This window comes from Nguyenibacter vanlangensis (assembly GCF_038719015.1).
In the GTDB taxonomy this organism is placed as follows: Bacteria; Pseudomonadota; Alphaproteobacteria; order Acetobacterales; family Acetobacteraceae; genus Gluconacetobacter; species Gluconacetobacter vanlangensis.
Map to the genome: position 1 here is coordinate 4,116,949 of NZ_CP152276.1, position 25,478 is coordinate 4,142,426.

The window sequence follows — 25,478 nt, forward strand, 5'->3', positions numbered from 1 at the left end:
GCCGCCCGGGGGCGGGCGATTCCTGATCCGGTCTGTTTGCGACGTCACCGAGCCGGATACGCGTAACGCCTTCTGGTCCGATGCGGTTTGCTTTTACTCCCGGAGCCGCAGCAAATACAGAGTCTCCCTGAAAGGTGTGGTGATTAGGGCACAGTGCGTGCGTTGGGAATTGAGTAAAGCCCCCGAATTGTCCTATACCCCCCAAAACGGGATCGCGGCGCGTCGTTCGTCCGCAACCTCGATATGAGTCTCGCGCACGGCTTGGACCGCCCGCACTTGTTATCCTCCGTGCGAACGTGTCCATAATAAGGTCACATGTTTTGAAAAAGGCCGGCGCGCAGCCGGTTCAGGAGCTGAGGTTTCATGGCCGTTCCTTTAATGCAGGCTGTCAGGGTGGGTGCTTACGTCGTCAGGCAGCACATCACCGGCCGGAAGCGCTATCCGCTCGTGCTGATGCTCGAGCCGCTGTTCAGGTGCAATCTGGCCTGCGCCGGGTGCGGCAAGATCGACTATCCCGCGCAGATCCTGAACCAGCGCATGAGCGTGCAGGAATGCCTGGACGCGGATACCGAAGCCGGCGCGCCCGTGGTCGCCGTCGCGGGCGGCGAGCCCCTGCTGCACAAGGAAATGCCCGAGATCATCCGGGGCCTGATCGCGCGCAAGAGATACGTCTATCTCTGCACCAACGCGCTTCTCCTCGAAAAGAAGATGGACGACTACGAGCCGTCGCCGTTCTTCTCGTGGGACGTGCATCTGGATGGCGACCAGGTGATGCACGACGCTTCGGTCTGCCAGGACGGCGTCTATGAACGCGCCGTCGCCGCGATCAAGAAGGCCAAGGCCCGCGGCTTCCGCGTGTCGATCAACTGCACCCTGTTCGATGGCGCCGATCCCAAGCGCGTGGCCGCCTTCTTCGACGAAGTCATGGCGATGGGCGTCGACGGCATCATGACCGCGCCGGGCTATGCCTACGAACGCGCGCCGGACCAGGCGCATTTCCTGAATCGCCAGAAGACCAAGCAGCTTTTCCGCGACATCTTCCGCCTGGGCAAGGGCAAGAAGTGGCGCTTCACGCAGTCGCCGCTGTTCCTGAACTTCCTTGCGGGGAACGAGCAATATCATTGCACCCCCTGGGGCAAGCCGCTGCGGAACGTGTTCGGCTGGCAGCGTCCGTGCTACCTGCTGGGCGAGGGCTATGCCAAGACGTTCCAGGAACTGATGGACGACACCAAATGGGACGATTACGGCACGGGCAATTACGAAAAATGCGCCGATTGCATGGTCCATTCCGGTTATGAATCCACTGCCGTGATGGACGCCGTGCGCCGCCCCTGGCACATCGCTAAGGTCGCCCTGTTCGGGCCCGAGACCGAGAAGCCGATGGCGCCCGAGATCTCGCTGGCTAACCAGCGCCCGGCCGAATACGTCTTCACCCAGCATGTCGAGGCCCGCATGGCCGAGCTTGCCGCGGCGAAGAAGCCGGCCAAGCCGCCGCGGGTCACGGTGGTGGACGCCCCGGTCGCGGCGGACGCCGCGGACTGATCTCCCCCCGGCCGGTATCCGGCTGGCGGTATCCGATCGCGTCGAGGGAATGGCGGGGGTGTCCCCGCCATTTTCCTATCGGGCGTCTTATATCGGCCGTCTTATATCGAGCGTCCGGCGCGCAACGTCGCCCAGGCGATTTCACCGCATCGCGATCTGCTTTAGGATGCGGCCATCATGATCGCGCCGCTCGTCGTCATTGTTCTTCTCGTCCTTCTCAACGGCGTCTTCGCCATGGGGGAACTGGCCCTGATCTCGGCCCGCCCCGCCCGGTTGCGGATCCTGCACCGCAACGGCGTCAAGGGCGCCCAGCGGGCCCAGCGCCTGGCCGAGGACCCGCAGAGCTTCCTTCCCACCGTGCAGGTCGGCATTACCCTGGTCTCGATCCTGGAGGGGACCTATGGCGGCACCCAGATCGAGGCCGGGCTGACGCCCTGGCTGGGCGGGTTCGCGCTGCTGCGCCCGTTCGCCCCCGAACTGTCGATCGCCATCGTCGTGGTCTCGATCACCTCGCTGATGCTGGTGCTGGGCGAACTGGTGCCCAAGCAACTGGCGCTGCGCCATCCCGAGATCATCGCCGCGCGCCTGTCGCTGCTGCTGGAAGGGCTTGCCCGGCTGGTCCGTCCGGCGGTCTGGGTGCTCGGCCGGTCGTCGAACCTGGTGCTGCGCCTGATGGGCGTGGGGTCGGCCACGCGCGAGGCCCTGACCGAGGAGGAACTGAAAGCCTATATCGCCGAGGGCGCGCAGTCCGGCGTGCTGGAGCAGGCCGAGCGCGACATGATCGAGCGCCTGCTGCGCCTGGCGGACCGGCCGGTGCGTGCGATCATGACCCCGCGGAACGAACTGGTCTGGATCGAGCGCAAGGCCAGCCGTGAGGAACTGCGCCGCATGCTGCGCCAGACCGCCTATACCCGCATCGTGGTCTGCGACGGCGGGGTGGACAATCCGGTCGGCGTCATCCTGGCCAAGGACATGCTGGATTGCCTGCTGGATGGGCGTCCCGTCTCGATCGAGGCCGGGCTGCGCAAGCCGGTGGTGGTACCCGATACGATTTCCGCCTTCGACATGGTGGAGCGGATGCGCACCGTCGCCGCAGGCATGGCCCTGGTCCTGGACGAGTACGGCTCGTTCGAAGGCGTGGTCACCGCCTCGGACCTGTTCGAGGCCATCGTCGGCGAGCATCACGAGGCCGGAGGCGCGCCCAGCGCCCATCTGGCGCCGGACGACGTGCTGGTCCTGGACGGGTTCATGCCGGTCGACGAACTGAAGGACCGGCTGGGCCTGGCCGACCTGCCCGACGAAGGCAGCTATCACACGCTGGGCGGGCTGATCCTGGCGCTGCTGCGCCGGGTGCCGGCGGCGGGAGACAAGGTGGTGTTCTCCGGCTGGCTGTTCGAGGTCCAGGAGATGGACCAGCGCCGGGTGATGCGGGTCAGGGCCAGCCGGCAGGCCTTCGCCGAAAACTGAAGGGCCGCCGGCCGAAGGCTCATCCCCCTCTGTCCGGCGATCAGTGCACCGTGTGGAAACGATGCCCGGCCAGGTCGCGCTCGGCCGCGAAGGACGGCCATTCGTCGCGGGCCAGGGCTTCCAGCGACGGGGTGGGCATGCCCAGCCGGTCGGCATAGATCCACAGATAGGTCAGCGCCCGGTGGACGTAGTCCCGCGTCTCGGTGCTGGGCAGGCTTTCGATGAACAGCAGCGGGTCGTCCCCGCAATCATTGGCCGCGTCCTGGCGGGCGATCGCCGTCGGGCCGGCATTGTAGCTGGCCAGCATCCGCACCAGGTCGCCGCCCGGCACGTGGTGGACATCGCCGCGCTGTTCGGTCAGGTGCGCCAGGTAGAGGACATAGAGCTGCCCGATCTCGAGATTCACCGCCGCATTGTGCAGCAGGGCGGGGGAGGCGGCATAGCGTCCGGCGCTGCCGGTCACGAAGCCGGCGGTGACGGGCATGATCTGCATCAGGCCATGCGCGCCCGCGCCCGAAATCGCGCCGGCGTCGAAATTCGATTCCAGCCGCGTCAGGGCATAGACCAGCGCCGGATCGACCTTGAAGCCATGGCGCGGCGACAGGGTCGGGGTGGGGAAGCGGGATGGCTGGGCGGGCCGCGTCCCGTCCCGGGTCGCCAGCAGGCCCGCCAACTGCGCCGACAAATCCTTCAGCCCCGCTTCGTCGGCCACAAGCTGGATCGAGCGGCACAGGGCGGCGTCGCCCTGCACGTCCGGCCACAGGCGCCGCAGCGCGGCCTCGGCCCGTGCCGTCTCGCCGACCTGCAGCAGCGCGAAGGCCCGGCGTCCGGCGGGCGTCGCGGCCACCGCGTCCACGTCGATTTCGCCCATCACCGGCGCGCCGGCCTGCAGCACGGTCCGGTCATCGGCCGGGATCGGGGCATCGGCCATCTGGTAGGCGTCGCGTCCTGCCGGGCGCCGGCCCAGCAATTGCGCCGCCAGCAGGCCGTAGAACGTGTGGGGGGCCGCCGCCGCGCGATGCAGCCAGGGTTGGTAGGCGGCCAGGTCGCCGGTATTCCTGTGGGCCCGCGCGGCCCAGAAGGCCGCGCCGGCCCGCACGCTGGCCGAGGTCAGTTCGGCGCGCGACGCCCCCTCGAACAGGGGTTCGGCAATGTCGGGGCGTCCCCGGCGCCAGGCCGCCAGCCCGGCGACATAGCCCGCCAGCCCGATCCGCCCGCCGGACTGGATGAAGGCATCCTGCCCGGTCCGCAGCGCCAGGGCGATCTCGCCGGCGCTGAACAGCGCCATAGCGACCTCGGCGCGCAGTTGCGCGGCATAGAGCGTGCTGATCCCCGGCGTGATCTTGATCAGATGCAGGGCGCTGCGCGCGCCCTTCGCGCCCTGTCCGGCGCGTTCGCGCACCGTGCGGTCCAGCAGCGGATTGCGGGTGAAGGCCCGGCTGGCCGGATCGTCCTCCTCCGGCAGGCGCACCGGTGCGGCCTCGCCGCCCGCCACCAGCGCCACCGCCGCCGGGGCGGGCGGCACGCCGGCCCCGTGCGGCGACAGGCCGGCCAGCAGGGCATGGATCGCCGGCGCGTCGGCCAGGCTGGAAAAGGTGCGCAGCCACAGCCGCAACTGCCCCGGGGTCGCGTGATAGGCCGGGTTCAGATAGCGGTCGGCCAGGATGTCGCCCAGCAGCGTGTCGTCCGACAGGCGCGCGGTCTCCTGGATCGCGGCGTCGAACGCGCCGTTGCGCTGCAGCATGAAAATCCGGCGGACCCGCGCGACGTCGTCGGGCGCCAGCGGCCGGGCCAGCCCGACCGGCCCGCCGCCGGGCGGTGCGATCCGCGGCACGGCCAGCGCCGTTTCATCGGCCGGCTCGCCCCGTCCGGACGGGTGCCCGTCCGGCGTCTGGGCGGCCGCGCCCTGGGCACGCAGCGGACAGAAGGCCGCGCCAGCCAGAAAGGCCGCGCCGGCCAGCAGGGCCCGGACCGCGAACTGTGGGGGGGTGTGTGTTATCCCTCGCATGGCCGAGGGGCGTCTAAGGGGTTATGCGCCGAAAAGCAACCCTTTTTGGGGCGCGATGCCAGTATGACGCCAGAACAGAAAATTAAACGCCAGGAAAAACTGCCATTTAGCGCCTGTCATCGTCAGTGAATAAATCGTGTGTTTCGGCGCAATAGACACGGTTTTCGCCTTGGTTCGAACATAGTTCCGGCGGTGTCGCGCCATATTGTTTCAGGGTGTTTGCTTGTCCTGATCCAGTGTTGTGCGCAGCAACAGAATGTCCTTCCATGCGTCGCGCCGGGCGGCCGCGCTGGCGGTCAATTGAGACGGATGGCGCATCGGCAGGACGGGCAGTTTCTCGGCCGATCCGGGCACGGTCATCGCGCGCCAGCGTCCGCGCAGGCGGGCGATGCCGCCCTGTTCGCCGGTCAGCAGCCGGGTGGGTGTATTGCCCATCAGCAGGACCCGCCGCGGGGCGGCCAGGACGATCAGCCGGTGCAGGAACGGCGCGCAGATCCGCAACTCGGCCGCCGAGGGCGGGCGTTCGCCCGGTGGCCGCCAGGGAATCACCGGCGCCACCAGCATGTCGTCGCGCGTCAGCCCCACGCTGGCCAGCATGCGGTCCAGCAGGGCCCCGCTCTGTCCGGCGAAGGGACGGCCGCTGCGGTCCTCGGCGGCGTCCGGCGGCTCGCCGATCAGCAGCAGGCCGCTCTCGGCCCGTCCCTCGGGCAGGATGGTATGGGTCGCGGTATCGCGCAGGGGGCAGTCGCCGAACGCGGCGATCGCCGCCTGCAGCGCGGCCAGCGTGGGGGCCGCCGCCGCCTGTTGCTGCGCATGCCGCACCGCGCGGTCCAGCACCGTCAGGCCGTCTTCTCCGCCGCCCGTCCGGTCCGGTGTGGCCATAGGGTGGGCTGGGGCGCGGGCTGGAGCGGTCGCGGGCGGGATGGCGTGGGCCTGCTGCCCGGCGGGGCGGGGCGCGTCGTCCGGCGGCCGGCGTTCCGGCCCGTGCGCGCGCAGGGGCACCGAGGGCGGCTCCGAGGGCGGCCCCGAGGGCAGCCCCGAGGGTAGCAACGACGGCGGCGGCGGCGCGTTCAGCCAGTCGGTCGGCCGCTCGGCGAAGGCCACGTCCGCGCCCCATTCGACATAGAGCTGCAACAGGGCGAGTGTATCCGTCATCCGGTTATATCCATGATCCGGTTTGGGCAGCCTTCCGCACGGGGTGAGTGTCCCTGGCCGTCGGCCGGGGTGGCGTCCGGGCGGCGTCCGGGGCGGCGTTTGGCAGTTTACCCGACGCAGGGTAGGGTCCGCCATCATGCAGCGTTTTCGCCTCGTATGCACGGCCATGCTGGCCACCGTGATGCCGCTCGCCGTGCCGTTTTCCTTTTGCGGGGCGCGGGCGGCCGCGTCCGTCGCCCCGGTGCCGTTTCCATCGACGCCGCTCTGGCCGGACGGGCTGTCGGGCGCGTTCCTCGTCGGCACCGTCGCGGCGATGGAAGGCGACGATGCCGTCGCGGGCGTGGCGTTCCGCCAGGCCTATCGCCTCGACCCGGCGCGTCCGGTCCTCTTGCAGCAGGCCTTTCTGTATAGCGCGCTGGCCGGCGATTCGGCGGCGGCCGGCCTGGCGGCCCGCCTGCCCGGGCAGTTGATGGCCGAACTGGTGATGGGCGACGACGCGCTGCTGGCGGGGCGCTGGGCGGACGCGCAGGCGCATTACGACCGCGCGCCGCGCAACGCGATGCTGGCGGTCATCCGGCCGATTCTACAGGCCTGGACGCTGCTGGGCAGCGGCGATGCCGGCCGCGCGCTGTCGGTGCTCGATCCCTGGACCGCGGACCGGTCACTGGGCGGGTATTATGCGGTGCATGCCGCGCTGATCGCCGATGCCGCCGGCCTGCATGTCCGGGCCGATGCCTATTTCCGCGCCGCCCTGGCCGCGTCGCCCGGGCATGACCTGTTCTCCACCCGGGCCGTGGGCCATTGGCTGGTCGGTCAGGGCCGCCGGGCCCAGGCCCTGCAACTGGTCGACCGGCTGGCCGTGTCCATCCCCGCCTTGTCCCTGGCCAAAGACGGGATCGTCGCGTCGCTCGCCCGGACGCCCGCCGCCACCCCGCGCCAGGGAATCGCCCAGGCCTATGCTTTCCTGTCCGCCCTGATCGGCCAGGAAGCCGAGCGCCTGCCCGATCCTCCCGGCCAGGACGCGCGGGTGGCGGGGCTGCGTGACCTGCGCATGCTGCTGCTGCGTTTCGCGCTGACCCTGGATCCGGCCTTCGGCCAGGCGCGCCTGATGCTGTCGGCGCTGCAATATGATGCCGGGCAGGCCGCCGCCGCCCGCGACACCATCGCGCAGGCCGCGTCGTCCGATCCGCTGGGGACGGTCATCCGGGTGCAGCAGGCGCGGCTGGACGCGGCCACCGGCAGGGCGGACGACGCCGCGCGCATCCTGCACGACCTGGTCCGGGCCCAGCCCGGGCAATCCCAGCTATGGCAGGTGCTGGGCGACGTGCAGTCGGCGCGCCAGGACTGGCCGGGGGCGATCGAGTCCTACAGCCGCGCTGTCGCCGCCCGGGGGCGTCTGTCGGGCGACGACTGGACGCTGCTGTTCGGCCGTGCCGTGGCCCTGGATCGCGCCGATCGCTGGCCCCAGGCGCAGGCGGACCTGCAACATGCGCTGGACCTGGCGCCGAACGAGGCGATCCTGCTGAATTACCTGGGATATTCCTTGGCCGAGCGCGGCAGCAACCTGCCCAGGGCCGAAACCATGCTGCGCCGCGCGGTCGCGATCGACCCGCAGGATGCGGCGATTCGTGACAGTCTGGGCTGGGTCCTGGTGTGCCGGGGCCGGGTGGCCGAAGGGCTCGGCCTGCTGGAACGCGCCGCCGAGCAGACGCCCGAGGACCCGGCGGTCAATTACCACCTGGGCGTCGCCTATTGGAAATCGGGCCGCAAGCTGGAGGCTGTCAATCAATGGCACGTGGCCCAGTTGTTGCCCGCCGAGCCCTCGGACGCGCGAAAGATCCGCGCGGCCCTGGCCGATGCGGCCCGCGAGGGCCATGACGTGTCCGCCGGCCAGGGCCGCGCGGACCGGAAGAAGGACTGAACCGACCGTGATTGGCCCGTTGCACGAATCCGCCCACGCCAAGATCAATCTCTATCTGCATGTCACGGGGCGGCGTCCGGACGGCTATCACCTGCTGGACAGCCTGGTGGTTTTCGCCGACGCGGGCGACGTGCTGAGCCTGCATCCTGCCCAGAGAAGACCGGAGACAGGAAGACCGGAGATAGGAAGACCGGAGATAGGAAGACCGGGGGCGGTCGGCCTGGATATCACCGGCCCGTTCGGCGCCGGCCTGGTCGCCGACGGCGACAGCAACCTGATCCTGCGCGCCGCCCGGCTGCTGCGTGCCGAACTGGACGATACGGATCTGCTGGCGCCGGTGCGGATCGTGCTGGAAAAGAACCTGCCGGTGGCGTCGGGCATCGGCGGCGGTTCGGCCGACGCGGCGGCGGCGCTGCGCCTGCTGCTGCGGGCCTGGCCCGGCCGCGCGCCGACGCGCGAGCGGCTGATGGCCCTGGCCGTCGAACTGGGCGCCGACGTCCCGGTCTGCATCGATCAGCTTCCGGCCCGGATGGGCGGCGTCGGCGAGAGGCTGGGCCCCGCGCCGGCCCTGCCGGCCTGCGGCCTGATGCTGGTCAATTGCGGCGAGGCCGTCGCCACCCCGGCGGTCTTTCGCGCGCGCGCGCCGCATTTCACGCCTCCGGCCGCCCTGCCGGCCGCCTGGCACGACGTAGCGGCCATGGTGCGCGACCTGGCGGCCCTGACGAACGATTTGCAGGATGCCGCCTGCATGATCTGCCCGACCATCCGCACGGTGCTGCAGGTGCTGGAGACCGCGCCGGGCTGCCGCCTGGCGCGGATGAGCGGCTCGGGCGCCACCTGCTTCGCCCTGTTCGACACCCCCCAGGCGGCGCGGGACGCCCGGGACGCGGTGCGCCGGCCCGGCTGGTGGGTATGGGCCGGCGGGCTGCATGCGCCGGCCGATCAGCGGGTGACGGCGTGATGCCCCGCTTTCGGCTGGCCGCTGGATGATGACCTGACCGCCGGAGGGAAGGCGTCAGGCGCGGCGCCGAATGGCCGCCGCCAGCACGCCCAGCCCGGCCGCCAGCGCGGCCCCGGCCAGGACGCTGCGAATCGTGGTGGTGACCAGGATCGGCATGGTCTTGCGCACGTCCAGGTCGAACCGGCCATGCGCGGCATAGGCCCCGGTCACCGGGGCGAACAGATTGTCGGGCGCGTCGGCTTCGGCGGCGTCCTTTTCCAATTGCCTTGCATAGGCATGGAGCGATTGGCGCCGGTCCATCAGAGACGGGACCAGCAGCCCCGCCGCGCGGCGCCCCAGCCCCGAAAGCCCGACCCGGACATCGCGATGCCGCCCGAACGCGGCGCGGCTGATCGCCTCGGCGGCGATTTCGGGTTCATAGACCGGCGCGGTCGGCTTCAGGCGCTTGCCGGTATGGTTGCGGGTCCAGGAGAAGCGCGGGGTGTTGATCGCCGGCAGATGCACCAGCGCCAGGTGGATCCGGTCGCCGTCGCGCAGGATTTCCGGCCGCAGGCTTTCGGTAAAGGCGCGGATCGCCGCCCTGGCGCCGCTTTCGACCGCGCGCAACGGCAGCGGCAGGGACAGCGCGGCCAGATTGACGATGGTGCCGCAGCCCCGCCGCCGCATGCGGGTCAGCGCGGCCTGCGTGCCGTGGACCGTGCCCAGATAGGTGACCTCGGTCGCGCGCCGGATGTCCGCGGGCGGCAGGGTGACGAACTGGCCGCAGACGTCGGCGCCGGCGCAATTCACCCATAGCGTGATGGGGCCCAGGCGGGATTCGATCGATTCGGCGGCGCGGTCCAGGGCGGCCGCGTCGGCGACGTCGGCGGTCACGGCCATGGCGCGGACATGCAGTTCCGCCAGTTCCGCCGCCGCGGCCTCCAGCCGGTCGGAATCGCGGCCGATCAGTGCGACGTCGCATCCGGCGCGGGCCAGGGTGCGGGCCGTGGCGCGGCCGATTCCGGCGCCGGCTCCGGTAATGACGGCGACCTGGTGGGGCATGTCTGGATGGCTCCGGGCTGACGATCACGTGCCCGCCGTGTTTGCGCCGGGATTCGCCGCGCCGCAAGCCGCCTGGCGCCCAGGGCGAGGCGCGGCTTTCGAGGCGTGGCTTCAGAGATATTTCAGCGCGACGAAGCCGCCTACCAGAACCAGGCCGAAGGCCGAGGCGACCAGGGTCAGGCGCTGTTCGATGAAGGTCTGGATCGGCGCGCCATAGGCCCGCAGCAGCCCGGCGACCAAAAAGAAGCGCATGCCGCGCGTGACCAGGCTGGCCAGCAGGAAGGGCACGATCGGGAAATGCGCCGCCCCGCTGGCGATGGTCACGATCTTGAACGGGATCGGGGTCAGGCCCTTGACCAGGATGATCCAGACGCCCCAGTGGCGGAACTGCTCCTGCATCGCCGCCAGCCGGTCTTCGGCATGATAGAAATGCACGATCGGCATCGCCACGTGCTGCAGCAGGAAGGCGCCGATATACCAGCCCAGCAGCCCGCCGCAGACGCTGGCCACAGTGCACAGCCCCGCCAGCGCCCAGGCGCGGTCGCGATGCGACAGCACCATCGGGATCAGCAGCACGTCCGGCGGCAGGGGGAAGACGCTGGCCTCGGCGAACGAGACCGCCGCCAGCCACAAGGGCGCATGCGGACTGGCCGCGAGGGTCAGGGCGCGGGCATAAAGTCGATCGAGCATCTCGGGCCGCCTGGTCGGGTGTTCGGTCGGGCGCCGCGGCATGCGGGCACGGGTCTTTGTGGCAATGCCATGCCCGGACCGGCGGCGGCAAGACGCGTCCGGCGTGCTGGCGCGATCGTGTGGAAATCGGGCCGCTGGGGATTTGACTGCCTTGGGTCGGCGCCGCGTCAGCACACCAGGGTCACGGTGACGCGCAACCCGTGCGGGGCGCGGTTGCCCAGCCGGATATCCCCGCCCAGGCCCCAGATGATGTTGCGCGCGATCGCCAGGCCCAGCCCGGTGCCGCCGGTTTCGCGGTTGCGGCTGGATTCGGCCCGCACGAAGGGTTCGAACATCCGTTCGAGATCCTCGGGCGGCAGGCCCGGCCCGTCATCCTCGATCAGGATGGTCGTCACCATCTCGCCGCGGGTCTCGCCCGCCTCGGACGGGCGCGGCGGCAGCAGCGTGACCCGCACCCCGTGGCCATAGGTGACGGCGTTGACCACCAGGTTGTTCAATGCGCGCTTCAGGCCGACCGGGCGGGCATGGATCGTCACCGCCGGCGGTTCGGCGCCGAAGCCGATCGCATCGGCGATATCGGGGTGCATTTCCGCCGCCTCGTCCAGGATGGTCTGCAGCAGCGCCGTCAGGTCCAGCTTGCCCATCGGTTCGCGCCGCGACGTGTCCCGGCCGAAGGCCAGGGTGGCCGAGACCATCGATTCCAGCTCGTCCAGGTCCATCAGGAATTTCGCGCGCAGATCGTCATCCTCGATGAATTCCGACCGCAGCTTCAGCCGGGTGATCGGGGTGCGCAGATCATGGCCGATCGCGGTCAGCAGCAGGGTACGGTCGGTCAGGAAGCGCCGGATGCGGCTGGCCATGGTGTTGAAGGCCCGGCCGGCGCGCGCGATTTCCAGCGGTCCGTCCTCGGGCAGTGGCGGCGCGTTCACGTCGCGGCCCAGCGCCTCGGCCGCCGCGGCCAGCGTGCCCACCGGCGCCACCAGCCGCCGTACCCCCCAGACGATCAGGATGCTGCCCGCCACCGTCATCAGCAGGAAGGCGGTGGGAAAGGTCGGCGAACGGAACGGGTTGGGCGGCGGCATCGTGTAATGGATGGTCAGCCAGCGCGTCTCGTCCGGCAGCAGGAAGGCCACGGCCCGTCCGGGCGTGCCCCGCTGGGCGCTGAACAGCACGTGCCGGGGCCGCAGATGCGGCGGCAGCGGCGGAATATTCTCACGCGTGTGCATGAAGGCCAGCCACGACATGCGCATCCGGTCCGCCGCCGGGGGGTTGTCCACAGCCTGGTCGATCATGTCGGGTTCGGGCCCGGGACTGAGCGTCGCGCGGAAGCTGGGCGGCAGGTGCAGCGCGTCCAGTTCCGCCGCGCGGTCGGCCGGCGGCGTCTCGACGATCGAACGATAGATCATGCCGACCCGGTTCTGGGTCTCCTGCTGGACCATGCGGCGGTCGAAATCGATCCGGTCCAGCGCATGGATCGTCAGCCCGATCGCCTCGATCACGCCCAGTCCGACGATCAGCAGCAGGCTGGTCCGCGCGGCCAGCGACCGGGGGCGCAGCCAGTCGGCGATCCGCCGCAGCCGGCCGCGCCGCGCCGCGGGGCCGTCGGGCGTGGCGCCGGACGCCGCCGGCTCCATCATGCGCGGCACGCCGCCGGAATCGACCGGGGCATCAATAACGGAGGCATCAATAGCGCTCGACATCGGATGCCAGGACATAGCCGCCGCCCCGCACCGTCTTGATAAGCTGCGCGTTGCGCCCGTTATCCTCCAGCTTGCGGCGCAGCCGGCTGATCGCCACGTCGATCGCCCGGTCGAACGGCCCCGCCTGACGCCCGCGCAGCAGGTCGAACAGCATGTCGCGGGTCAGCACCCGGTTGGCGCGGTCCAGCAGCGCCATCAGCAGGTCGTATTCCCCGCCGGTCAGCGGTACTTCGGTCCCGTCCGGGTTCAGCAGCCGCCGGCGCGACTGCTCCAGCGTCCAGCCGGAAAAATGCAGGTTCCGCTGCTCAATGGCGGTCCTGGACTCGGGCGTCTCGCCGCTGCGGCGGAGCACGGCGCGGATGCGCGCCAGCAATTCGCGGGGATTGAAGGGCTTGGGCACGTAATCGTCGGCCCCCAGTTCCAGCCCGATGATCCGGTCCGTCTCCTCGCCCATGGCGGTCAGCATGATGATCGGCACATTGGCCTGGCTGCGCAGCCAGCGCGCCAGTTCCAGCCCGCTCTCGCCCGGCAGCATCAGGTCCAGGACGATCAACTGGTAATGGCCGGCCTGCCATGCCTTGCGGGTCTCGCGCCCGTCGCGGGCGGTGGTGACGCGGAACTGGTTGCGTTCCAGGAAGCGGGCCAGAAGGTCGCGGATTTCACGATCGTCATCGACGACCAGGATATGCGGCAGAAATTCCATGCCTGTCATCCTATCGCCAAATCGCGGCCGCCGACATCCGGTGTTTCATTCGGTTGCAATGGGGACGTGGGACGAAAAACCGGCGCCGATGCGTCGAAGCCTGTGACAGCACGGCCGAGTTCGTGCAGGTATGGGGCATGGAATCTCGCCCCCTGTCCCCGGCCGTGCGTCCGTCCGGCCGTTTCGTATGTCTGGCGGTCGCGTGCGGCGTGCTGCTGGGCGCCTTTACGCTGCCGGCCGGGCCTGCCGATGCCGCCGGCCCCGCGCTGCCGGCCGGCGGTTCGCCCGGGGCTCTTGTGGGCAATCCGGTCGTCGGGGCCCCGCTGCCGGACGATTTCTTCCTGGGCGACGCGGCGCGCGACATGAATACGGGCGACGAGCCCGAACTGGCGGGGCCCGCCCTGCCGGTCGCGCGGCCGGCGGCGGCGCCGGCCCGGCCCGCCGGCGTGACGAGCCTGGCCAACCGGCATCTGGGCAGCCTGATCGATCGCGAGGTCGTGGCGCCCGACGGCAGCCATGTGGGCCAGGTGATCGACGTGCTGCTGGACCAGGACGGCCATCCCGCGGCGGCGGTGGTGGATGTCGGCGGCTTCATGGGGGTGGGCAACCGGCGCGTCGCCATCGCCTGGGACCAGTTCGTGCTGGGCGGCATGACGGAGAAGAGCCCGGTGAAGCTGCGCCTCAGCGCGGCCGAGGTCCGTTCGGCGCCGTCCTATGACGCGTCCTCGATGAACGTGACGGTGGTGCACGGGCCGCCGCCACCGCCGCCGGCCGCTCCGGCCGCCTCGGCGCCGGCCGACGCCGAGCCGCCGCCGGTCTCGGTCGAGGCCCAGCCCCAGCCGGCGCCGCCGCTGCTGCCCGATTCCGCCGGTCAGGGCAGCCGGGGCGACGCGCCGGCCGAAACGCGCCCCGCGTCGCCGCATGCGGGGCTGATGGCGCGATGATCATGGTCCATCCATATCCATACCGTGGCCGGGGGTCTTCCGGCCGGGGTCTTCATGGTCCGGGGTGCGATGCGCCGCGTCCCGGGGGCGGGCCTGCGTGAGGGTGTTTCCACGCAATAGCCAGCGTGGGCTGGACGGGCTGAATTTCTTCGTTGCGAATCTGCAGGCCGCCTTCGGGTCGTTCATCGCCGTCTACCTGACCGGCGCCCACTGGACCCAGGGACAGATCGGCGTGGTGCTGAGCATCGGTTCGGTCACCGCGATGGTCAGTCAGGTGCCGGCCGGCATGCTGGTCGACCGGCTGCGCGACAAGCACCGCGTGGCCGGATTGTCGATCCTGGCCGTGATCTTCTCATGCCTGCTGCTGGCGCTGTTTCCGCAGCAGATGCCGGTCGCGGTGGCGGAGATCCTGCACGGCCTGGCGAGCTGCACGCTCAACCCGGCGATCAGCGCGATCACGCTGGCGGTCGTCGCGACGCAGATCGCCCGCTCGGCCGGCGCCGGCGTCGGCCTGCTGGGCGAGCGGTTCGGCCGCAATGCCAGCTTCGCGGCGGTGGGCAACGCGATCGCCGCCGGCCTGATGGGGGCGGTGGGCTACTGGGTGTCGCCCCAGGCCACGTTCTTCCTCGGCGCCGCCCTGGCGGTGCCGGGATTGCTGGCGCTGATGATGATCGAGCGCACCGAGCCCGCGGCCTCGGTCAACACGGCGGCCCTGGCCGAGGGGGAGCGCGCCCCGCGCGAGATGGGACGGGTTTGGGATCTGCTGCGGGACCGGCGGCTGTTCTCGTTCGCCGTCTGCGTCGCGTTCTTCCATCTTTCCAACGCCGGCATCCTGTCGCTGGCGGCCGGGCAGGTGACGAAGGATGCGGGCAATATCGCCGAAATCGTCATCGCCGCGTGCATCCTGCTGCCGCAACTGGTCGGCGCCGTCCTGTCGCCGCATGTCGGCCGGCTGGCCGAGACGATCGGCCGCCGCCCGGTGATGCTGGTCACTTTCGCGGCCCTGCCGTTGCGCGCCGCCCTGCTGGCCACGACGACCAATCCCTATCTGATCGTGGCGATTCAGCTCCTGGACGGGATCAGTTCGGCGTCGTTCGGGGTCATGATGCCGCTGGTCGCCGCCGACCTGACGCGGGTCAGCGGGCGGTTCAATCTGTGCATGGGCATCCTGGGCCTGGCCATGGGGGCGGGGGCCAGTTTCTCGACCACCCTGGCCGGCACCGTCGCCGACCGTTCGCCGCCGCTGGCGTTCGTACTGCTGGCGGCGGCGGGGCTGGTCTGCGTGCTGCTGGTCTGGCTGCTGATGGGCGACACCAGGCACCGGAACGGGGCGCCGGCCGCGTCGCTCAGCGATCCAGCCAGGCGGGAACCGGCAGGTTCCGTTCCCGCAGGAAGGACGGATTGAACAGCTTGGACTGATAGCGGCTGCCGCCGTCCGCCAGGATGGTGACGATCCGGTGGCCCGGGCCGAGGCGCCGCGCCACCCGGATCGCCGCGGCGACATTGATGCCGGACGATCCGCCGACCGACAGGCCCTCATGGATCAGCAGGTCGTAGATCAGGTCCAGGGCCTCGGGGTCGGGCACGCGCTCGGCGTCGTCGATGGCGATGCCGTCCAGGTTGGCGGTCACCCGCGACTGGCCGATCCCTTCGGTGATGGAATTGCCGGCGATGCCCAGGTCGTTGGCCTTCACCCAGCCGTACAGGCCCGATCCCTCGGGGTCGGCCAGGACGATTTGCGGCCGCGCGCGCCCTGCGGCCGCGGCGCAATCGGCCAGGCCCAGCGCCACGCCGGCCAATGTGCCCCCGGTGCCGCAGGAGCAGGTGAAGGCGTCGATATGCCCGTCCGTCTGGTTCCAGATCTCGCGCCCGGTGGTGGCGCGATGCCCCTCGCGGTTGGCGACGTTGTCGAACTGGTTGGCCCACACGCCGCCGGTCTCCTCGGCCAGGCGGCGCGAGACATGGACGTAGTTGCCCGGATCGCGATAGGGCTTGGCGGGGACCAGGCGCAGATCGGCCCCGATCATGCGCAGGAAATCGATCTTCTCCTGGCTCTGCGTCTCGGGCATCACGATGACCGAGCGATAGCCGCGCGCATTGGCCACCAGGGTCAGGCCGATGCCGGTATTGCCCGCCGTGCCTTCCACCACCGTGCCGCCCGGCTTCAGCAGGCCGCGCCGCTCGGCATCGTCGATGATCGCCAGCGCGGCGCGGTCCTTGACCGAGCCGCCGGGATTCATGAACTCCGCCTTGCCCAGGATCTCGCATCCCGTCAGGTCCGACGCGCGCCGCAGCCGGATCAGCGGCGTATGGCCGATCGCCGCGGTCATGGTGGGCGAGGACGTGGTCCAGCCGACGGAGGACGGGTTTGCACTTTCGGCCATAAGGCAGCACCTTCTCTGCAACTGAGGCGGGATTCGCGCGCTCCGGCGCACAATGTGCATTCTTGCGATGGGAAACAAGATGATCGAGGACGTAACGCCGGCCGATAGCTGGACGGCCCTGAGGGAGCGCGGGCGCGCCCGGCTGGTCGATGTCCGCACCGAGGCGGAATGGATGTTCGTGGGCCTGCCCGACCTGGCCGGCATCGACAAGCAGGTCCTGCCGCTGTCGTGGCAGTATCTGGGCGGTCAGCCCAATCCCCGATTCGTCGAGCAGTTGCGGCAGGCCGGACTGACCGAGGACGACGAGATCTATTTCATCTGCCGGTCGGGCGCGCGCAGCCGGTCCGCGGCCATGGCGGCCCGCATGGCGGGATTCGCCCATGTCTTCAACGTGGCCGACGGATTCGAGGGGCCGCACGACGCGTTGGGCCATCGCGGCGCCGTGGCCGGCTGGAAGGCCGAGGGCCTGCCCTGGCGCCAGGGATAGAGCGGGCCGCGACTAGGCTCCCCGGTCAGGTTGCGCGGTCAGGCGCGCCGTTCAGCCGTGCTTCGGCGGGTCCACCAGGTCCGGCGGCTCGGCATCCGCGTCATAGAGCACCTGCAGCACGGCGCACCACGGATAGCGCGGGTCGTAGCTGTGGCCGGTTGCGTCCGCCAGCCTGCCGTCCGGCCCCACCGGCACGTGCGTCAGGGTGACCGCGTCGTCGACATTGCCGCCGATGATGCTGATCTGGCGGCCGAAGGGCGGGCCATTCTGGTCGGTCGCGACCACGATGCCGCAATGGGCCGGAAACCCGTACTGGGTCGGCAGGTCGGCGAAGCGCACCGATTTGCTGGCGCCGCGCCCGACACAGATCAGGTCGCCCAGCGCCGGGGCATAGGCCGCCGGGTCGCGTGCCCGCACCCCGCTTTCCGTCCCCGCCGCCGCGGCGTTGATATAGGTCGAATGGTTGGGCGAATAGGCGAAGCGGTCATTCGCCCCCGCCACCCGCATGACGTAGGAGATGAAGGCCGCCGACCAGGCATAGAAGCCGTCATGGACGAAATCGGTGATGTGGCCGCCGGCAGTGTGCTTGCCCGTCCAGGCGACCTCGGTTTCCCCGGGGTCCTGGCCGATCCACCAATATTCGCCCACGCGCTGCCACAGGCCGGGCATGCGCTCGGGCTTGACCGACGGGGTCTGCGGGTCGGGCCGCTGTTCGGGGTCGTCGTCATCCACCGGCCGGCCGAACAGCCGCCATTCCCGCATGGCGATCGCCACCACGTCCTGCCGGGTGAAGGGCTCGAAATTGCGGGTGGCGAATTCCGGAACATGCTCGTCCACCGCCAGCGGGCCCTGGCCGTTGGGATATTGGGCTGTCGGCGTGCTGGCCGGATGGGCGGACGGAAGATGCTGGCTGGCGCAGGCGCCCAGCAACAGCAGGGGCGCCATCACGACGGTCTTGCGCGGCATTGTCTCTCCATTCGGCGTGCCCCGTTCAGCGGGCCGGGCGCCGCGAGCGGACGGGCCGGCACCCTACCCATAGGGCGCGCGGCCCGGCGGGGGAAGGGTGTCGTTCACCGGAAACCGGGCGGAAGCCGGGCTGCTTCACGAAAACGGCACATAACTAAAACCGTTTTTTATTGAGCCTCCGGCGATATCGGCGTCGAGTGGGGGCGACGGGTTATCCGTCACTTGCATACGAGGGAAAGACTTGGCCGGGGTGGTCTCGCCCCGGTCTTTTTTTTGCTTGCTGCCCATCGCGTCCGTCCGGCGCTGCGTTGCCGGGCCGGAGCGCCGTCCCGGTCCTTGATGGGGACGACAGGGCATTAGTATACGAAGGAGAGAACCATGCCGATGGAAACCCTAGCCATTGCAGGCATTCCCGTTCCCGTTTCGCGAATCGCGCTGGGAACCTGGGCGATCGGCGGCTGGATGTGGGGCGGCCCCGACGATCGGCAGGCCATCGCCACGATCCACGCGGCCCTGGATCTGGGCATCAATCTGATCGATACCGCCCCGGTCTATGGTTTCGGCCATTCCGAGGAAATCGTGGGCCAGGCCCTGGCCGGGCGGCGCGACGCAGTGGCGATCGCCACCAAGGCCGGACTGGACTGGAAGGACGGCAAGCCCTTCCGCAATGCCGCCCCTGCGCGCATCCGCCAGGAAATCGAGGATTCGCTGCGCCGGCTGCGCACCGACCGCATCGACCTGTACCAGGTCCACTGGCCCGACCCCGCGGTGCCGGTCGACGAGACCGCGCGCGAATTGGAACGGCTGCATCGCGAGGGCAAGGTCCTGGCGCTGGGCGTCAGCAATTTCTCGGTCGCGCAGATGGAACAGTTCCGCGCCGTGGCACCCTTGGCCGCGGTCCAGCCGCCCTATAACCTGTTCGAACGCGCGATCGAGGCCGATATCCTGCCCTGGTCGGTCGCGCACGGCCTGGCGGTGCTGGCCTATGGGCCGCTGTGCCGCGGCCTGCTGTCCGGGCGGATGTCGGCCGACACCAGCTTCGATGCCGATGACCTGCGCAGCGTGGACCCCAAATTCCGCGCCCCGCGTTTCGCCCAGTATCTGGCCGCCGTCGCGGCGCTGCAGGATTTCGCGCGGCAGCGTTTCGACCGTTCGGTCCTGGCGCTGGCGGTCCGCTGGGTGCTCGACCAGGGGCCGACCATCGCGCTGTGGGGCGCGCGCAAGCCCGAACAGATCGCGGGAATCGATCAGGCGGTCGGCTGGCATCTGTCGGCCGACGACAAGGCCGAGATCGACCGCATCCTGGCCACCCATGTCACGGACCCGGTGGGGCCGGAATTCATGGCGCCGCCGGGCGGCTGAACGCCGGCCGAATGCGGGAAGGCGCGGCCGGCGATCGCGGCCGGCCGCGTCAATTGCCGGGCTGGTCGCCCGGCTTCGGGGTCTCGATGCGCTGCCAGGCGCCGCGGCTCTCCATGCAGCGGGCGTAATTCTGGCGCAGCCGCCGGAACTGGTTGCCCCCGCCGCCCGCCTGCAGCGCCGATCCCGACGGGGCGGCGGCAACCGAGGCGTCGGTCTGGCAGAAGGCGTCGTCCGATTTATATTCGGCGCTGTCGCGGTCCAGGATGGCCTGGTAGCCGCCGACCGAACCATAGACCGTATGTTCCTTGTGCCGGGCCTGCGCCGGATCCGTAAGGCCCGCAAGCGCGGCGAGGATCGCGCCGAAGACCACGCCTGGAACGGCGATGCGAATGGCCGGACGCTGCGGCCGCTTGCGTTCGATGACGGTCATTCTCTCTCCTGGCCGCGTCCCCGTGGCGGCATCCGTTCTATCCCTGCCCGCCGCGCGGGTGAAGGGGGCGCCGGGCGTGCGGGGGGAGGGGGGACATTGACCCTTTGCCGGGCTGTCCCCATTATTTTGCCGATATGGGGTCTCCGGCGCAGATCGGAACGGCAGCGGCGTGCCTGCCGGCGTACCCGGGCCAGTGGCAGGGAGATGACGCACCGTCGTGAGCACCGATCCTTATGAAATCCTCGGCCTGTCGCGTACGGCCAGCCAGGACGATATCCGCAAGGCATACCGCAAGCTGGCCAAGAAATGGCATCCGGACCTCAATCCCGGCGACAAGGCGGCCGAAGAGAAGTTCAAGGCGATCGGTACGGCCCACGCGCTGCTGTCGGACCCCGAACAGCGCGCGCGCTTCGACCGGGGCGAGATCGACGCGGCGGGGCAGGAGCGCGGCTGGGCGCCGCCGGGCGGCGGCTATCGCGACCAGGCCGAGGGCGCGCAGGGGTTCCGCTATTCCGCCGGCGGGTTTTCCGAGGATGATCTGGGCGACATATTCGGCTCGATGTTCGGGCAGCAGCGCGGATTCCGCCGCCGGCCACAGGGGCCGATGCGGGGCGAAGACCGCCATTTCTCGCTGACCGTCAGCTTCATCGACGCCGTCAACGGCAGCACGGCCCGTATCACCCTGCCGGGTGGGGGCACGCTGGATGTCCGCATCCCGCCGGGGGTCGAGGACGGCCAGGTCATGCGCCTGCGCGGCAAGGGGGGCGAGGGGCATCAGGGCGCGCCGCCGGGCGACGCGCTGATCACGCTCAGCATCGCCCCCAGCACGCAATATACCCGCGACGGCGACGATATCCGCATGACCCAGCCGATCGGGCTGAAGACCGCCGTGCTGGGCGGCTCGGTCACGATCCCGACGCCGGGCGGCCCGGTGGCGATGAACGTGCCCGCGCACTCCGACAGCGGCCGCGTGCTGCGCCTGCGGGGGCGGGGGGTCAAGGCCCATGCGGGGCGCGAGGCCGGAAATCTCTACGTCACGCTTCAGGTCACGATCGGCCAGCCGGACGCGGCGCTCGAGAAATTCCTGAAATCATGGACGCCTCCCGGCGGGCCGGATGGCGGGGCGGCATGACGATCACGATCGAAACCCTGTGCCTGCGCCTGGGCGGCGTTACGGTTGCGGATATCGAGCATTGGATCGATTCCGCATGGCTGCGGCCCGAGGGTGCGCCGGGCGACTACCGGTTCCATGACATCGACGTGGCGCGGGCGCGGCTGATCGCCGAACTGCGCGCCGATCCGGGCATCGGCGATGACGGCATGGGGGTGGTGCTGTCGCTGCTGGACCAGCTTTATGACGCGCGGCGGCAGATGATCCGCCTGCGTGCGGTGCTCGACCAGCCGCAGGCGGCGGACCTGCGTACCCGCCTTGCCGGCCTGCTGGAGCAATGCGTCATCTGACGGAATCGGCCGGCTTGCCCTGCAGCGCGCGGCGCTGATTCTGCAGGTGTCGGCGATGGCGGGCATGGATGGCGCGTACCGCTTCGGACATGGCGGGGCGCGGCCGGCGGGACCGTGCCGCGGGACGGGAAGCCGGGCGGACGGCGGGCGGAGGTGCCATGGAAAGACCTTGAACCTGTCTGCGAACCTGCAAGGGCCGCGCGGCGGACCTGCCGGGCGGTGGATGCAGGATCGCCCGGGCCCGTGTCGGAATTGCGGCGGGGTGTCGCCGGGTGTCGCCGGGGCGGCGGCATGGAAGCGCGGCGCCGGCCTCTGGCCTGGCGCGCCGCTTCGGGCGATAAGGCGTCATGCGCCTGATTCACACGTCAGACTGGCAGATCGGCAAGGTCTTCCGTTTCGCCGATGACGACATCCTGTCCGTCCTGCAGCAGGAAAGGCTGGAGGCGATCGGCCGCATCGGCCGCCTGGCCCGGAGCGAGGGGGCGGACGCGATCCTGGTCGCGGGCGATGTCTACGATTATGCCCGCCCGGCCGAACGGACGCTGCGCCAACCGGTCGAACGCATGCGGCAATTCCCCGACCTGCGCTGGCACCTGATTCCCGGCAATCACGATTTCCACGAACCGGACGGATTGTGGGACCGTCTGCTGCGGATGGGCCTGCCGGACAATATATCCGTGCATCTCGGCCATGATCCGGCGCCGCTGGATGCGGCGGGCACGGCCTGGATCATTCCTGCCGGGCTGGGGCATCGCCACGTCATCGGCGACCCCTCCGCGCGGATGGATGCGGCCCCGACGCCCGAGGGCGCGATTCGCCTGGGCCTGGCCCATGGTTCGGTCCGCGATTTCGGCGACGGCGCGCCCGACCATAACCGGATCGCCATCGACCGCGCCCGGCAGGCCGGCCTGACCTATCTGGCGCTGGGGGACTGGCACGGCGCGGTGCGCATCGATTCGCGGACCTGGTATTCCGGCACGCCGGAAATCGACGGGTTCGACCTGGGCGGTGCGGGCGGCGGCCAGGCGCTGCTGGTCACGCTGGACGGGCCGCGGGCCGAGCCGGCCGTCGCCGTGCATGATGTCGGCCGGTTCCGCTGGGCGCGCGAACAGGCGGTGCTGACCGGCCTGGCCGATATCGACGCGCTGGATGGCCGCCTGCGTGCCATCGACCGGGACGATCCCAGCCGCGTGCTGGTGCGCCTGGCGGTCAGCGGCGCCCTGCGCCTGTCCGAGCTGGAGGCGTACCAGGCGCGGATCGTGGGCGCGCTGGGTTCGGCGCTGCGCCTGTTGCGGATCGACGGCATGCCCGGCCTGGCACCGTCGCCCGACGATCTGGACGCGTTCGGGCCGGCCGGCGCGGTGCGCGCCGCCGCCGATGCCCTGGCCCATCAGGCGCGCGAGGGCGCGGGCGAGGCCGGCGAGATCGCCGCCGCCGCCCTGCAGCGCCTGCATCTTCTGGCCCGCGAGGGCGCGGCATGATCCTGACCGGGCTGGAAGTCGAGCAGGTCCGCCGCTTCGGCGATCCCGCGCGCCTGGCGGGGCTGGGGCCCGGGCTGAACCTGCTGGCCGCGCCGAACGAATCGGGCAAATCGACCCTGCTGGCCGCGCTGCGCGCCGTCTTTTTGCTGCCCCATGGCTCCAAGAGCCGGCCGATCGCCGAGTTGCTGCCCTATGGCGGTCGCGGCGCGCCGCGTATCGCCGTCGATTTTCTGTGTGACGGCACGGCCTGGCGTCTGGAAAAGCGTTTTTTCGGCCGCCCCTTCGCGGAACTGGTCGGCGACGGCGTCACCCTGCGCGGTGACGAGGCCGAATCGCGCCTGCACGCCCTGATCGGCGTCGAGGCCGGCAAGCGCGGCGCCGAGGCGCTGGGCCTGCTGAACGCGCTGTGGGTCGGGCAGGGGCAGAGCCTGGTGCAGCCCGATTTCTCCGACCCCGCCCGTTCGACCTTGCGCGCATGCCTCGAGGCCGATCTGGGCGCCATGACGGGGGGCGAGGCCGCGCAGAAGATCCTGGCGCGCGTCCAGGCGGATCTTTCGGTCCTGCTGGATGGGCGCGGCAATCCCAAGGGCCGCTATCGCGCCGCGATCGAGGGCGAGCAGGCGGCGGCGGCCGAGCTGGCGCGGCTGGACAGCCGCCGCCAGGTGCTGGAGGACGATCTGGAGGCGATGGAGGCGCTGCGCCGCCGCCTGGCGCATGAGGACGACGCCGACCGGCGCGAGGCGGAACGCGCCGCGCTGGCCGAGGCCAGGCGCCACCGCGACCGGCTGCGCGACCACGATAATCGCCGGCGCGAGGCCCTGGCCCTGCGCGACCATGCGGCCGGCCGCCTGTCCGCCGCCCGGCAGGATGCCGCCCGCCGCGCGGAATGGCAGCGCGAGGGCGCCGCGCAGGCCGCCCGCCTGGATGAACTGACCGCTGCGCTGGATGCCGCCCGTGCGGCGCATGCCCAGGCCCGGGCCGCCCATGCCGCGCGTTTCGCCGCCCTGCAGGACGCCGATGCGCGGCGCCAGGCCGCGCGGCGCCTGCTGGATCGTGCCGCCGGGCGGGTCGAGCGCACCCGTCTGGCGCAGGAACGGCGCGCGGCGGCCGCCGCGCGCGACCGGCTGGACCAGGCGGCGCAGAGCGTCACGCGGGCTGCCGCGCGGCTCGCGGCCTGTACGATCGACGAACGGAGCATGGCGGCGATCCGTGCGGCCGATCATGCGCTCCTGGCCGTCCGCGCCGCCAGTCAGGCCCAGGCCACCGTGCTGGACGTGGCGTTCGAACCCGGCGGCCAGGGGCGTATCCTGCTGGATGGCCGCGTGCTGGCCGACGGCCGGACGGAACTGACTGACAGCGCCGTGCTGCGCGTCGCCGGGATCGGCACCCTGCGCATCGAACCGGCCAGCCATGGGCGCGAGACGCTGCGCGCCGACCAGGCCGCGGCCGAGGCCGCCCTGCGCGAGCGGTTGCATGAGGCCGGCTGCGCCGACCTGGCGGCGGCCGAGGCGGCGATGGCGGAGCGGCGCCAGGCCGAGCTGGCCTTCCAGACGGCGCGGAGCGTGCTGGGCGGGCTGCTGGCCGAAGCGGGCCGGGAGCCCGCCACCGCCCTGGCCGAGGCGACGCGCCGCGTGGCCGAGCTGGATGCGCGTATCGCCCGGCACGCCGCCCAGGCGGGCGAGGACGGCGATGCCGGCGCGGCCGCTGACGATGGCGATCCGGCTGCAGCCCTGGAGACGGCCCGCCAGGCGATGCAGGCGGCCGAGGACCGGCACGCCGCCGCGCAGCAGGCCCTGTTCGCGCCGGACGAGACCTTGCGCCGCGCCGAGGCGGATACCGCCCGGCTGGATGCCGAGGCCCGCGCGGCCCGGGACGCGGCCGGGCGGCTGGTGCACGACCTGGCCGCCGCCCGCGCGGTGGAACCCGACGACGCGCTGGCGCAGCGCCTGGCCACCGAACAGGACGCGTTGCGCCAGGCCGAGCACGCCGTGCTGCGCATCGAGGAGACGCGCCCCGAAGGGACCGAGGCCCTGGCAGACGCGGCGATCCAGCGGCTGGACCGCATTATCCAGGATGGCCAGTCCCGCCTGACGGCGCTGAGGCAGGACATGGCGGCGCGCGAAGCCCGCATCCGCGCGGCCGAGGGCGACGGGCTGGACGAGCGGATGGCGGCGCAGGAGCGGCTGCGCGATTCCCACGCCGCCGAGCGCGCCGCCTGCACGCGTGAGGTCGCGGTCCTGCGGTGCCTGCGCGATGCGGTCGGCACGGCCGAACGCGCGGCGACCGAACGCTATCTGGCCCCGTTGAGCCGGGCGATCCAGCCGGCGCTGGCGGCCCTGTTCCCCCGCGCGGTGGCGAGCCTGGACCCCGATTTCGCGGTGTCCGGCCTGACGCGGCGCATCGACGAGCCCTTCGCCGCGCTGTCGGACGGCACGCGCGAGCAGATCGCCGTACTGGTCCGGCTGGGACTGGCCGAATTGCTGCAGGCGCGCGGCCGTCCGGCCATGCTGGTGCTGGATGATGCGCTGACCTATGCCGATACCGGCCGGCTGCACAGGATGTTCGATATCCTGACCGATGCCGCCACCCGCATGCAGGTCCTGGTCCTGACCTGCCGGACGGAGCTTTTCACCCCGCTCGGGGCCCGCCCGCTTGCGATTGAACCGGTGACGGGCGAATCGGTGACGGGCGAGCCGGTGGCGCGCCCGCCGGAATAGCTGGCCGTTTCGTTCACGAATATGTTATCATTAACAATCTTTCGTATACCGGTCATGC

At 70.9% G+C, this 25,478-nt stretch carries 22 protein-coding genes; 12 read left to right on the plus strand and 10 right to left on the minus strand.

Annotated features, from left to right (window positions below; translation table 11 throughout):
* Window positions 1-363: 363 nt before the first annotated feature.
* Together hpnH and AAC691_RS19235 are read left to right on the plus strand one after the other, a co-directional pair.
* Window positions 364-1,542, plus strand: a complete 1,179-nt coding sequence (hpnH, locus tag AAC691_RS19230; protein WP_176640470.1) for an adenosyl-hopene transferase HpnH — start codon at window positions 364-366, stop codon at window positions 1,540-1,542.
* Window positions 1,543-1,719: 177 nt separating this feature from the next.
* Window positions 1,720-3,009 carry a hemolysin family protein gene (locus AAC691_RS19235; RefSeq protein ID WP_342628120.1) on the plus strand — a complete coding sequence of 430 codons (1,290 nt, stop codon included), beginning with the start codon at window positions 1,720-1,722 and terminating at the stop codon, window positions 3,007-3,009.
* Window positions 3,010-3,049: 40 nt separating this feature from the next.
* On the opposite strand, the gene AAC691_RS19240 is transcribed toward AAC691_RS19235, so the two are convergent.
* Together AAC691_RS19240 and AAC691_RS19245 are read right to left on the minus strand one after the other, a co-directional pair.
* Window positions 3,050-5,017 (minus strand): lytic transglycosylase domain-containing protein, encoded by a 1,968-nt coding sequence (locus AAC691_RS19240; protein ID WP_342628121.1) that lies wholly within the window; start codon window positions 5,015-5,017, stop codon window positions 3,050-3,052.
* Window positions 5,018-5,227: 210 nt separating this feature from the next.
* Window positions 5,228-6,172 (minus strand): uracil-DNA glycosylase, encoded by a 945-nt coding sequence (locus AAC691_RS19245; RefSeq protein WP_342628122.1) that lies wholly within the window; start codon window positions 6,170-6,172, stop codon window positions 5,228-5,230.
* 136 nt (window positions 6,173-6,308) lie between these two features.
* Here AAC691_RS19245 and AAC691_RS19250 point away from each other — a divergent pair, with 136 nt between their 5' ends.
* Together AAC691_RS19250 and AAC691_RS19255 are read left to right on the plus strand one after the other, a co-directional pair.
* Window positions 6,309-8,093: a tetratricopeptide repeat protein gene (locus AAC691_RS19250; RefSeq protein WP_342628123.1), complete on the plus strand. Its 1,785-nt coding sequence runs from the start codon at window positions 6,309-6,311 to the stop codon at window positions 8,091-8,093.
* Window positions 8,047-9,054, plus strand: a complete 1,008-nt coding sequence (locus AAC691_RS19255) for a 4-(cytidine 5'-diphospho)-2-C-methyl-D-erythritol kinase (RefSeq protein WP_342628124.1) — start codon at window positions 8,047-8,049, stop codon at window positions 9,052-9,054. The genes AAC691_RS19250 and AAC691_RS19255 overlap by 47 nt, the downstream gene beginning before the upstream one ends.
* Window positions 9,055-9,108: 54 nt before the next feature.
* Here the strand turns inward: AAC691_RS19255 and AAC691_RS19260 are convergent, their stop codons facing one another.
* From AAC691_RS19260 to AAC691_RS19275, 4 genes are all read right to left on the minus strand, one after another.
* The gene (locus AAC691_RS19260) at window positions 9,109-10,095 is read right to left on the minus strand and encodes an SDR family oxidoreductase (protein WP_342628125.1); all 987 of its coding nucleotides are present in this window, start codon (window positions 10,093-10,095) and stop codon (window positions 9,109-9,111) included.
* 111 nt (window positions 10,096-10,206) lie between these two features.
* A complete protein-coding gene (locus tag AAC691_RS19265; RefSeq protein ID WP_342630276.1) occupies window positions 10,207-10,785 on the minus strand; it encodes a YqaA family protein in 579 nt (192 codons plus the stop codon).
* Between the two features lie 167 nt (window positions 10,786-10,952).
* On the minus strand, window positions 10,953-12,485 hold the full coding sequence (locus AAC691_RS19270; RefSeq protein ID WP_408906021.1) for an ATP-binding protein: 1,533 nt from the start codon (window positions 12,483-12,485) through the stop codon (window positions 10,953-10,955).
* Complete coding sequence (locus AAC691_RS19275) at window positions 12,469-13,188, minus strand: response regulator (protein ID WP_176641690.1); 720 nt, start codon at window positions 13,186-13,188, stop codon at window positions 12,469-12,471. The genes AAC691_RS19270 and AAC691_RS19275 overlap by 17 nt, the downstream gene beginning before the upstream one ends.
* Window positions 13,189-13,325: 137 nt before the next feature.
* Between AAC691_RS19275 and AAC691_RS19280 the strand changes: the two genes are divergently transcribed.
* Complete coding sequence (locus AAC691_RS19280) at window positions 13,326-14,132, plus strand: PRC-barrel domain-containing protein (RefSeq protein ID WP_342628126.1); 807 nt, start codon at window positions 13,326-13,328, stop codon at window positions 14,130-14,132.
* Between the two features lie 103 nt (window positions 14,133-14,235).
* Window positions 14,236-15,537, plus strand: a complete 1,302-nt coding sequence (locus AAC691_RS19285; RefSeq protein ID WP_342628127.1) for an MFS transporter — start codon at window positions 14,236-14,238, stop codon at window positions 15,535-15,537.
* On the opposite strand, the gene AAC691_RS19290 is transcribed toward AAC691_RS19285, so the two are convergent.
* Window positions 15,479-16,516: a cysteine synthase A gene (locus AAC691_RS19290; RefSeq protein WP_342628128.1), complete on the minus strand. Its 1,038-nt coding sequence runs from the start codon at window positions 16,514-16,516 to the stop codon at window positions 15,479-15,481. The two genes, AAC691_RS19285 and AAC691_RS19290, sit on opposite strands and share 59 nt — an antisense overlap.
* A gap of 79 nt (window positions 16,517-16,595) precedes the next feature.
* Between AAC691_RS19290 and AAC691_RS19295 the strand changes: the two genes are divergently transcribed.
* Entirely contained in the window at window positions 16,596-17,003 is a 408-nt protein-coding gene (locus tag AAC691_RS19295; RefSeq protein ID WP_323990179.1) for a rhodanese-like domain-containing protein, read from the plus strand.
* A gap of 51 nt (window positions 17,004-17,054) precedes the next feature.
* On the opposite strand, the gene AAC691_RS19300 is transcribed toward AAC691_RS19295, so the two are convergent.
* The gene (locus AAC691_RS19300; RefSeq protein WP_323990181.1) at window positions 17,055-17,969 is read right to left on the minus strand and encodes a DUF2272 domain-containing protein; all 915 of its coding nucleotides are present in this window, start codon (window positions 17,967-17,969) and stop codon (window positions 17,055-17,057) included.
* Window positions 17,970-18,104: 135 nt separating this feature from the next.
* Complete coding sequence (locus AAC691_RS19305; protein ID WP_176640641.1) at window positions 18,105-18,257, minus strand: hypothetical protein; 153 nt, start codon at window positions 18,255-18,257, stop codon at window positions 18,105-18,107.
* Window positions 18,258-18,347: 90 nt separating this feature from the next.
* Between AAC691_RS19305 and AAC691_RS19310 the strand changes: the two genes are divergently transcribed.
* The gene (locus tag AAC691_RS19310) at window positions 18,348-19,331 is read left to right on the plus strand and encodes an aldo/keto reductase (RefSeq protein ID WP_323990183.1); all 984 of its coding nucleotides are present in this window, start codon (window positions 18,348-18,350) and stop codon (window positions 19,329-19,331) included.
* A gap of 49 nt (window positions 19,332-19,380) precedes the next feature.
* On the opposite strand, the gene AAC691_RS19315 is transcribed toward AAC691_RS19310, so the two are convergent.
* Window positions 19,381-19,761 carry a hypothetical protein gene (locus tag AAC691_RS19315; RefSeq protein WP_342628129.1) on the minus strand — a complete coding sequence of 127 codons (381 nt, stop codon included), beginning with the start codon at window positions 19,759-19,761 and terminating at the stop codon, window positions 19,381-19,383.
* Window positions 19,762-19,978: 217 nt separating this feature from the next.
* Between AAC691_RS19315 and AAC691_RS19320 the strand changes: the two genes are divergently transcribed.
* The 4 genes from AAC691_RS19320 (at window position 19,979) to AAC691_RS19335 (ending at window position 25,420) form a co-directional block, all read left to right on the plus strand.
* Window positions 19,979-20,893 carry a J domain-containing protein gene (locus AAC691_RS19320; protein ID WP_342628130.1) on the plus strand — a complete coding sequence of 305 codons (915 nt, stop codon included), beginning with the start codon at window positions 19,979-19,981 and terminating at the stop codon, window positions 20,891-20,893.
* Window positions 20,890-21,222, plus strand: coding sequence for a hypothetical protein (locus AAC691_RS19325; RefSeq protein WP_342628131.1), 333 nt, complete (start codon window positions 20,890-20,892; stop codon window positions 21,220-21,222). Before AAC691_RS19320 ends, AAC691_RS19325 begins: the two co-directional genes overlap by 4 nt.
* A 347-nt stretch (window positions 21,223-21,569) precedes the next feature.
* On the plus strand, window positions 21,570-22,703 hold the full coding sequence (locus AAC691_RS19330) for a metallophosphoesterase (protein ID WP_342628132.1): 1,134 nt from the start codon (window positions 21,570-21,572) through the stop codon (window positions 22,701-22,703).
* Window positions 22,700-25,420, plus strand: coding sequence for a hypothetical protein (locus AAC691_RS19335; protein ID WP_342628133.1), 2,721 nt, complete (start codon window positions 22,700-22,702; stop codon window positions 25,418-25,420). Before AAC691_RS19330 ends, AAC691_RS19335 begins: the two co-directional genes overlap by 4 nt.
* Window positions 25,421-25,478 lie beyond the last annotated feature (58 nt).

What these genes read in the sequence shown, in the direction of transcription:
- AAC691_RS19250 (WP_342628123.1), top strand. Translation starts at nt 6,309, where the DNA reads ATGCAGCGTTTTCGCCTCGTATGCACGGCCATGCTGGCCACCGTGATG.
- AAC691_RS19260 (WP_342628125.1), bottom strand. Translation starts at nt 10,095, where the DNA reads ATGCCCCACCAGGTCGCCGTCATTACCGGAGCCGGCGCCGGAATCGGC.
- AAC691_RS19315 (WP_342628129.1), bottom strand. Translation starts at nt 19,761, where the DNA reads ATGACCGTCATCGAACGCAAGCGGCCGCAGCGTCCGGCCATTCGCATC.
- AAC691_RS19325 (WP_342628131.1), top strand. Translation starts at nt 20,890, where the DNA reads ATGACGATCACGATCGAAACCCTGTGCCTGCGCCTGGGCGGCGTTACG.
- AAC691_RS19290 (WP_342628128.1), bottom strand. Translation starts at nt 16,516, where the DNA reads ATGGCCGAAAGTGCAAACCCGTCCTCCGTCGGCTGGACCACGTCCTCG.
- AAC691_RS19280 (WP_342628126.1), top strand. Translation starts at nt 13,326, where the DNA reads ATGGAATCTCGCCCCCTGTCCCCGGCCGTGCGTCCGTCCGGCCGTTTC.
- AAC691_RS19330 (WP_342628132.1), top strand. Translation starts at nt 21,570, where the DNA reads ATGCGCCTGATTCACACGTCAGACTGGCAGATCGGCAAGGTCTTCCGT.
- AAC691_RS19235 (WP_342628120.1), top strand. Translation starts at nt 1,720, where the DNA reads ATGATCGCGCCGCTCGTCGTCATTGTTCTTCTCGTCCTTCTCAACGGC.
- AAC691_RS19255 (WP_342628124.1), top strand. Translation starts at nt 8,047, where the DNA reads ATGACGTGTCCGCCGGCCAGGGCCGCGCGGACCGGAAGAAGGACTGAA.
- AAC691_RS19310 (WP_323990183.1), top strand. Translation starts at nt 18,348, where the DNA reads ATGCCGATGGAAACCCTAGCCATTGCAGGCATTCCCGTTCCCGTTTCG.
- AAC691_RS19305 (WP_176640641.1), bottom strand. Translation starts at nt 18,257, where the DNA reads ATGGGCAGCAAGCAAAAAAAAGACCGGGGCGAGACCACCCCGGCCAAG.
- AAC691_RS19245 (WP_342628122.1), bottom strand. Translation starts at nt 6,172, where the DNA reads ATGACGGATACACTCGCCCTGTTGCAGCTCTATGTCGAATGGGGCGCG.
- AAC691_RS19335 (WP_342628133.1), top strand. Translation starts at nt 22,700, where the DNA reads ATGATCCTGACCGGGCTGGAAGTCGAGCAGGTCCGCCGCTTCGGCGAT.
- AAC691_RS19300 (WP_323990181.1), bottom strand. Translation starts at nt 17,969, where the DNA reads ATGCCGCGCAAGACCGTCGTGATGGCGCCCCTGCTGTTGCTGGGCGCC.
- AAC691_RS19265 (WP_342630276.1), bottom strand. Translation starts at nt 10,785, where the DNA reads ATGCTCGATCGACTTTATGCCCGCGCCCTGACCCTCGCGGCCAGTCCG.
- AAC691_RS19270 (WP_408906021.1), bottom strand. Translation starts at nt 12,485, where the DNA reads ATGTCGAGCGCTATTGATGCCTCCGTTATTGATGCCCCGGTCGATTCC.
- AAC691_RS19275 (WP_176641690.1), bottom strand. Translation starts at nt 13,188, where the DNA reads ATGGAATTTCTGCCGCATATCCTGGTCGTCGATGACGATCGTGAAATC.
- hpnH (WP_176640470.1), top strand. Translation starts at nt 364, where the DNA reads ATGGCCGTTCCTTTAATGCAGGCTGTCAGGGTGGGTGCTTACGTCGTC.
- AAC691_RS19295 (WP_323990179.1), top strand. Translation starts at nt 16,596, where the DNA reads ATGATCGAGGACGTAACGCCGGCCGATAGCTGGACGGCCCTGAGGGAG.
- AAC691_RS19240 (WP_342628121.1), bottom strand. Translation starts at nt 5,017, where the DNA reads ATGCGAGGGATAACACACACCCCCCCACAGTTCGCGGTCCGGGCCCTG.